2 protein-coding genes and 1 pseudogene are annotated in these 3,186 nt (G+C 69.3%); 1 reads left to right on the forward strand and 2 read right to left on the reverse strand.

The window, feature by feature from the left end; translation table 11 throughout:
• Nucleotides 1-1,500: phosphopantetheine-binding protein (locus BFF76_RS27850; RefSeq protein ID WP_208604887.1), on the reverse strand; the 1,500-nt coding region annotated here is incomplete at its 3' end.
• Nucleotides 1,497-1,964, reverse strand: coding sequence for a hypothetical protein (locus BFF76_RS34770; RefSeq protein WP_381822852.1), 468 nt, complete (start codon nt 1,962-1,964; stop codon nt 1,497-1,499). The genes BFF76_RS27850 and BFF76_RS34770, both read right to left, overlap by 4 nt.
• Before the next feature lie 1,007 nt (nt 1,965-2,971).
• Between BFF76_RS34770 and BFF76_RS27855 the strand changes: the two are divergent.
• A pseudogene (locus BFF76_RS27855) lies at nt 2,972-3,186 on the forward strand (hypothetical protein); the annotation flags it as partial.

The following is a 3,186-nucleotide window of genomic DNA, read 5'->3' on the forward strand; positions in this document are numbered from 1 at the left end:
GGCGGGAGCCTGCGTGGGCACCGCCGGTGCCGCCACGACGGCGCCGGCAGGCAGCTGGGGCTCCAGCCACGCCGCGAGCTCCGCGATCGTCCGATGCTCGAACATCACCGTCGGCGACAGCTCCACCGACAGCCGCTCCCCCAGCTCCCCCACCAAAGCCAGCAGATCAGCCGACCCCAAGCCCAAATCGTAATAGCCCAGACCCTCATCCACCGCGTCCGCGGACATACCCAGCCGAGAACCCACCAGCTCCCGCAGCACAGCGGAGACGACCGGGGAATCCACCACCGGCGCCGCAGCGGAAGCCGGGACCGGGGACGACGCGGCGGGCACGGGCACCGCCGGTGCCGCCGCGACGGCGCCGGCAGGCAGCTGGGGCTCCAGCCACGCCGCGAGCTCCGCGATCGTCCGATGCTCGAACATCACCGTCGGCGACAGCTCCACCGACAGCCGCCCCTCCAACTTCCCTACCAGGTCCAGCAGATCAGCCGACCCCAAGCCCAAATCGTAATAGCCCAGACCCTCATCCACCGCGTCCGCGGACATACCCAGCCGAGAACCCACCAGCTCCCGCAGCACAGCGGAGACGACCGGGGAATCCACCACCGGCGCCGCAGCGGAAGCCGGGACCGGGGACGACGCGGCGGGAGTGCCGCCTCGGACGTCGAGCGCACCGACCGCCCGTATGCGCTTGGCGACGAACTGCCCGACCTCGGCGACCTTCTGGCCGGCCTCGTCGTAGAACTCCACGACCAGACGAATGAGTTCGTCGTCGCGGCGAACGGAGTCTGCGGGCACGCGCACGTAGCAGCGACCGCCGAGCGGCCCGGCCGCGCGGAACCGGTCGAACATCAGCGGGAGGTAGAGGCCCGGGCCGTCGTTGTCCCCGTGCAGCATGCCCAGGGCGACACCGCCGCCCAGGAGCCCGGCTTCGAAGAGAGCGGGGTGGAAGAGGAACGCGCCGGTGGACGACTGGTGTTCAGGGGCGAGTTCCAGCTCGGCGATCCAGTCACCGGGACGGTGGTGGACCGCGCCGCCGAGCTTCATCAGACCCGAATGGAAGAGCTCGTACTCCCGGCACCAGGTGTAGATCTCGTCCATGGTGGTGCGCCGGGTCACCCCTTGGAGGGGTAGCGGTAGCCGCTCCGTGAAGGCGACGGGGCCGCGGTGGTGCGCGGTGACGACGGCGTGGAGGACGTCGTCGGTGTCCTGAGGGCGACGGCTGCGCACCTCGATGCGCCATCCCCCGCCGGTCGCGGGACGCCCCTCGACGGTGGTCAGGACGGCCTCACCGGGGCCGGCGACGAGCGGCGCGAGGATGGTGAGGTTGCGCAGCTCCACCTCGGGCATCGGGTGTCCGTGCCTGGCGAGCACCTGGAGCACCAGGTCCACGTAGCCGACACCGGGCAGCAGGCTGCGGCCGTACACGACGTGACCGTGCAACAGGGGGTTGTCCGCGGTGACGGTGAAAGTTTCGGTGAACGTGGGCGAGGCGGTCATCGGTTTTCCGTCCCAAGAAAGGCGCGCGAGGGTGCCCGGGTGTGCGATGCGCGATCCGGCGATTCATTCACGGGCAGGGGTAGAGCGACTGCTGTCGGATCGGACCCGTCGCGGTGCGTCCGGCGCCCCGTGAGCCGGGGTATCGAATTCCCGGCAGGAAGCGGGGCACTTTCCTCGGCGTCGATGCCCACGGAATGCAGCCGGCGGGCCCGCGCCACCACGGCCGCACGGTATCCGCAGGAGTGCGTCGTACTGCCGACCACTTCAGCCGGCCGACGCGGAGCCATGTGCCGCCCGGGGGGCAGGGGTAACGGAGAAACACCCAGTTCACAGAGCGCGCCACGACCACACCGGCGCACCGTCGGGATTCCTCGTCGGCGCCCTGGTACGGCATCGGCGACGGCCGTGCGTTCCTCGACGAAGAGACAAATGTCCACTTCGCCGTCGAATGCCTCCGCGGACATCACGTCAGCGGGAAGCGAATCCTCGATCACTGTTTCCCCCGTGCCCCGTTCTCCAGCCGTTCACCGAATGGTCAGCGAGAAGCGCTCGCCGAACTCAGCGAAATTGACGGTCCAGTTCACGGTCGAGCTCAATACGGCCGAGCAAGTGCGAGCGCACGCGTCTTCCCCCCGTTGGTCGCTTGCGTCTTCTGTTGCCAAAATGGGCTCACACAGGTGGCACCATGGCGAGGCGGAGGCTGTACGGCCGCGCATCGGTCCGGTTCCCCGCAATAAGGGAGGTGGGACACGCCCGCGTCCAGGATGGGCACGCCGGATTGACGATGCCCGGAGTCAGTGACCGCAGAATGAACCAGAGAAAGACAATCACCGAGATGCTGCCCCCCAGTCCATGCGGCATGAGGTTTCCTCATCCGCCCCCCGTTCGAATCGACAGCTTAGGTTGACTGAATAGGGCCGTCAACCGCCTCCTGAGGATCACTCAACTCGACACTTATGTCCGGTACCGCGCATCAGCCGGCCTCAACACGGGGAGGGAGGGAAGCGGAATTCACCCATTCCGCTATCAGGCCAGGCGAGGCAGCACTCTTGCCGGTAAACGGACTCAGGGGTGCGCGGCGGTGGTTCACGCATCGGCGACCGGACCGGCAGGCGTGCGGCCGGCCCGGCCACCACGCGGCGGGCGGAGAGTCCACGACGTCTTCACTGACCCGATCTGTTCGCATGAAGACCCTCCGGAGTCCGCACCCCCGCCGACCCTCGTCGGCCCCTGCAACGGCCCGAACCCGCCCACCTGGCTCGCGGCCCGGGTCAGCGGGGCCGGCCTCGACCGCAGCTGCTGCGTGGAAGCGCCGCAGGAGCCGGAGACCGTCGGCCCGGCGCGAGCGCGATCCGTGCACCGGGTCCACCACTTCGCGCTGGAACTTGAGCGTGCACCCCACCAGTCCGTGCGCGGGGCGTCTGGTCTCTGAGCCGGGGCCGGGACCGGACGCCGAGGTGGGGAGAGGGCGATGAGGAAGAACACGCCGGAGTACGAGCAGGCTCTGGACGCCGTGGTCGACATCCTGCGGGAACGTGCACGCGCGGGTGCGGCACCGCTGTCGTACGGCGATCTCAGCGCCGAGTTGGCCGGGCGCCGTCATCAAGTCCCCGCTCACGAGGGGCCCATGCCCTACCTTCTCGAGGACGCCTCCGTCCGGGAGAGCCCGGACGGAGGCGTCCTCGA

Origin of the sequence: Streptomyces mutomycini (genome assembly GCF_001700505.1) — a bacterium.
In the GTDB taxonomy this organism is placed as follows: Bacteria; Actinomycetota; Actinomycetes; order Streptomycetales; family Streptomycetaceae; genus Streptomyces; species Streptomyces mutomycini.